The organism is Carnobacterium sp., from assembly GCF_049673005.1.
In the GTDB taxonomy this organism is placed as follows: Bacteria; Bacillota; Bacilli; order Lactobacillales; family Carnobacteriaceae; genus Carnobacterium_A.
This window is the reverse complement of sequence record NZ_JBATXB010000128.1, coordinates 1-4827: the sequence shown is the minus strand read 5'-3', so window position 1 is coordinate 4827 and position 4827 is coordinate 1. Positions and strand designations below refer to the sequence as shown.

The window sequence follows — 4827 nt, the reverse complement described above, 5'->3', positions numbered from 1 at the left end:
TAGAAACTCCGATAGAAGTATTTTCATACTTTTTATCTTTTAATGCTTTTAGAATAAAGTCCGCCACATCTGCACGCGGTATCGACCTTGATCCTTTTGGTAAACCTGTTGTAGATTCTCTGTACTTTCCTGAAAAAGGACGATCCGTCAATCCCATCGGTCTAACGATTGTATAGATTAGTCCGTTTGCTTTAATACAATCAGTGGCTACACGATGATCTATTAAAGTATTTTTAAGTACTCTCATGATTAATTTTCCGCTTATGCCCGGTAACTCATTATGGATTCCAGCAGAGGCAATATAAACGATTCGTTTAACACCATTTTTTCCCATGCCCGTAACGATTACTTTTGTCATCTCTTGTAATTCGGTTGATTTTTTCATTCCTTGGCTTGATCCCAAGCATGATACAACAGCATCATGACCTTTAATTGCCGCCGTTACCTCACCTTGATTAAAAGCGTTCCCTTTAATCGTTGTTAAATTTCCATGTGCTATTTTCAACTTTGATGGGGTCCGAACAAACGCGGTTACCTCAAATCCTTCTTCTAATGCTTGTTGTACAACAAACTGACCTGTACCACCTGTTGCACCAAAAACGATTATTTTCATACTATCTCACCTTTCTGAATTAGCTAAAATACTACTTAACTAATCATTCATTTAAGAATGACTTATCTTGTAGGATAAGGAACTAAATTTATTCTTGCCATCAAATATTCATTTTCGTATTGCCCATTTCTTATTGCCGCAAGACGTTTTATTCCCTCTTTTTCAAATCCATATTTTTCATACAGCTGTATGGCTTTTACATTATCCTCAAATACAGTAAGTTCAAGTCTAACGAGCATTAACCAATTGTCTGCTACATCTATAATTGCGTCCATTAAAGCAGTACCAACGCCTTTGTTTTGGTAATCTTTATGAATCATAATACCTATGCTTCCGCTATGTCGAGTACGATGGTTTCCATTCACCGATAATCCAACCGTTCCTATAACTACTTCTTCCTTATTTTGAAGCTTCGAAATAGCAATAAATTGATGTTGGTTGGAATCCATATTAAGAATAAAATCTTCATTATTTTTAATTCTCTCTGACGGTATCCCTAGAATCGTTTCAAATACTCCTGGCATCCTTCTCAATTCATTTAATCCTTTTCCATCACCACTATTTATTGGTCTAATATAAAATTCCATATGTATTCCCCCCTAAAATATAGCCATTTATCCACAATCTTACTGGTTTTATTAGTATCATTATACCTTACTATTTTTTCTTTATTACTCTTAAGTTAACAAAAGTGCTTGTTTAACAAAAAAATCCACTCTATTATCACTGATATCTGTTAAGGCATACAACTTCAAATGCCGTCTTTTTTTACCAGTACCGTGTAACAAGTTTTCTGGATCGTCCAATCTATATCCTTCTGAAAATTCAAAGGATACATGTTTTTTATAAACAAAAACACCACCCAAATCTTTTTCATTCGAAAACATAATGCCTCCATACATCATTCTTTCTTGTATAGTTTTATTATTCATAAATACAATTCTTCTTAATTCTTCTAGAATATTAAATTTACCATCATCTATTTCCATAACATCTTTTAAAAATTTTTCAACATTCTTATCTTTTGAGCTAATGTTCATATGCGCAATTCCTCTCTCACTAGGTTTATTCGTTAAACACATACTCTTTTTTACATTCAACTAAAAGGAGAATCAAAGCGATGATTACTTTTGAGGCAAAACTAATAAAATCAGGTGTTTTATTAGTTGAACAATTTTATTAAACCTTTGTTCCTAAATTAATCTTATCGTTTTATTTCACGGTTCTTTAGATGAGTTCCTTTAAATAGAGTAAGAGTAATAACTCCTATTCTTTTTGATGAAAACGACTTATTCTCATAAATCCTGCGATAACCTAATCATATCCCTACATTGTATACCGTTTTCGTAAATTTCTTCCGTATAAGCTTTAGTGAAAAAGTCACTATCTACAGAGATCATTCTGAAATGGCATTTTTGGTATAGAGCTAATTGTTCTAAACTTGAATTACCTGTTCCTACTTCAATTGTTTTGTACCCAGCCTGTCTCGCCTTCTCAATTGCAGATTTGACTAACTCTTTACCTATTCCTTTACCCTGCCTTTCCTTCACAACAGCAACATTTACTATTTCTATTGTTCTAAATCTTGTAGGTAGAAGAATAAATATACCGATGATTTCCTCTTCTTCTTCGGCTATAAAACAGTCTCCTCGTCTTACACACTCATCAATACTTGAGTAAGACGGGTCTGCTAAAAGCAAAAGATTAATAGGGATACTTTCATTTTTATTCCACTCTCTAATCCTCATTTCATTCTCCTTTTTAAGTGATAAAGTGTGTTATTTGTTAGAGTTTGAATCTGTATATCCATTAATTTAAAGCTTTGTATTTGACATTTCTCACTCATCACTCTATTGCTAGTATCCCAAATTATCTCGATTTTTGCTAAGTAGTTACGAATAAGAAATTCAGCACTCTTTGGTTAATCAGTGCTCTCAATAAAAAATTTATACCTCCACTATCAATGAATCCGCTTTCCAACAAAGTATTTAGAATAGTATAACTCAGATAAGCAGTCTAGCCAAATAGGATGAGTAAAAGCTTTGAATTAACTCTATAAAAAAAGGAATCTTGAGCATTCAAGATTCCTTTTTTTAGCGTGATTAAGCTAATTATTTATCTATGCCATCGTTTATGGTAATAAAAAATGGTTAAAAGAACGACAAATTCAGATGCTGGAACTGCAAGCCAAACTCCTGTTAATCCGAATAATTGAGGAAGAATCATAAGTAAAACCAGTAAAATAATAATGCCTCGTGTCGCCGTAATCCATGTTGCCATTCGGATGTGTCCGATAGATTGATAGTAGGTCATCATCACAAAGTTTATTCCCATAAAAAGATACGCAATAAAGAATAATTTTATACCCGAAACGGCTAATGCGACTACTTCTTTTGGAAAATCACCAAACAAGTTAACAATCTGAGCTGCTGCAAATTGACCGATAAGTAGAAAGAAGATTCCAGCTCCTAAAGCTGTCCAGATTGCAAGTCGTACAGTTTCTTTCATCTTCTTTTCGTCTTTAGCTCCTTTATAGTAGCTAATCAGTGGTTGGATAGCAGAACCCATTCCTAAAAATAACAACAACATGACACTGTGAACGTAATTTAAAATTGCGAACGCGGATAAACCAACTGTTCCAGCAAGTTGCTTAAACACAAGATTATGTGAAATTGTAAAAAAAGAAATACCTACCTCTGCAAGAAAACTCGGAAAGCCTATACCTAATATAAGAAAAATAAGCTTTTTATCAAACTTAAATCGTACAAAACGCAAATTATTCTTTTTTCTAAAAAAGTGTGTACTGAGAATAATTAATCCAACAAGTGCTCCAAGAACCGTAGCAATAGCTGCTCCAGTTACACCTAAATTGAGTTTAAATAAAAACACATAATTCAGAATGATATTCACGACTGATGTAGTTATAAGTGCCGTCATTGCTGTATTCGGACCGCCATCATTTCTCACTAAGATGCTAAAGGCATTCTCTACAGTAAAGATAAATCCGAATACTAACTGAATATTCAAGTACGCCGATGTATATTCAAACGTATCCGCATTTGCACCTAGTAAATATGCGAGTTCAGTTCTAAACATAAAGGCAGTGAATCCAATAATTAGTGTCAAAATGAAGATGGTGCTGATGGCATGTGAAAAAATGATACGAGCCTGGTCTAGTCGTTTAGCACCCATCATGACCGAGTATCTGTTCGCCGCACCGATACCAATCCATAATGACATCGCTACAAAAATACTGTAAACCGGCGCGGCAATGCCAACTCCGGCTAGAGCGATTGGACCTAATTTATTTCCAACCATAATCCCATCTATAATAATATTCACTGCCATTAATAACATTCCAACAACTGAAGGAATTAAATACTTTAAAAAAGACTTACCTACTGATTCCGTATCTAAACTATTTATTATTTTCTTTTCTGTCATAATTGCTTCAAATCCTTTTCTGTTCATTATATTGAATTTTAAAATGAATAAAAAAACTACCCTGTTTACTTACTAGTCTATTCACTTTTCCACAGTCGTGATTCCATTTAATAATACGTCTACAATCATTTCAAACGATTCTACCATTGGGATACTATGTTCTAAAAAGAACTGCTTATCGAGTGTAATATTCACAGACTCTATAATCATTTTCATCAGTAAGTCACTATTCATGTTCCTAATAACTCCTGTTTGAATCCCTTCTTCAATAAGGCTTTTTACATCATCCCATTGACTGAATTCGCGATTTACACGTTCCCATTGTTGTGGGTAAAACCGTTTCAATTGTTCCAAGATTCGTAAATCATAGAAATCGTTATACTTCGGTATCACCGTTATTGTTTTTTTTATTTTTTCAATGAGACTATTTTTAGGATCAGTGATAATTAAATGATTTTGTTCATCAAACTCACTAAGCGTGCTATCAATGATACATTCAAGAATATCTACCTTTGATGAAAAATTTTCGTATAATGTCCGCTTGCTTATTCCTAGACGTTTTGCCAAATCATCCATTGTAAACTTGATCCCAACCTCTTTTGTTTCTTCAATAAAGGCTTGTAAAATTCGATTTCTCACTTTTATTCCTCCTATCTAAACCCAAAAAACTATAATTGTGTTTTTAGTTTTCATATTATTCTAATTAATGAATTAAGTCAATACAAAGAACCTTCGAATAATACATGACGATAAGGAACCGCTGGGAAACC

The 4827-nt window shown here is 33.4% G+C and carries 6 protein-coding genes; all 6 read right to left on the bottom strand.

Annotated features, from left to right (window positions below; translation table 11 throughout):
- Window positions 1-613, bottom strand: a 613-nt coding sequence (locus WBF61_RS09775) for an NAD(P)-dependent oxidoreductase (RefSeq protein ID WP_424256078.1), incomplete at its 3' end; no start/stop codon positions are given.
- Between the two features lie 62 nt (window positions 614-675).
- On the bottom strand, window positions 676-1200 hold the full coding sequence (locus WBF61_RS09770) for a GNAT family N-acetyltransferase (protein WP_424256076.1): 525 nt from the start codon (window positions 1198-1200) through the stop codon (window positions 676-678).
- A gap of 90 nt (window positions 1201-1290) precedes the next feature.
- On the bottom strand, window positions 1291-1653 hold the full coding sequence (locus WBF61_RS09765; RefSeq protein ID WP_424256075.1) for a DUF1801 domain-containing protein: 363 nt from the start codon (window positions 1651-1653) through the stop codon (window positions 1291-1293).
- 255 nt (window positions 1654-1908) lie between these two features.
- Complete coding sequence (locus WBF61_RS09760; protein ID WP_424256073.1) at window positions 1909-2361, bottom strand: GNAT family N-acetyltransferase; 453 nt, start codon at window positions 2359-2361, stop codon at window positions 1909-1911.
- 367 nt (window positions 2362-2728) lie between these two features.
- Complete coding sequence (locus tag WBF61_RS09755; RefSeq protein WP_424256071.1) at window positions 2729-4057, bottom strand: MATE family efflux transporter; 1329 nt, start codon at window positions 4055-4057, stop codon at window positions 2729-2731.
- A gap of 81 nt (window positions 4058-4138) precedes the next feature.
- Complete coding sequence (locus WBF61_RS09750; protein WP_424256069.1) at window positions 4139-4696, bottom strand: TetR/AcrR family transcriptional regulator; 558 nt, start codon at window positions 4694-4696, stop codon at window positions 4139-4141.
- Between the last annotated feature and the right edge of the window lie 131 nt (window positions 4697-4827).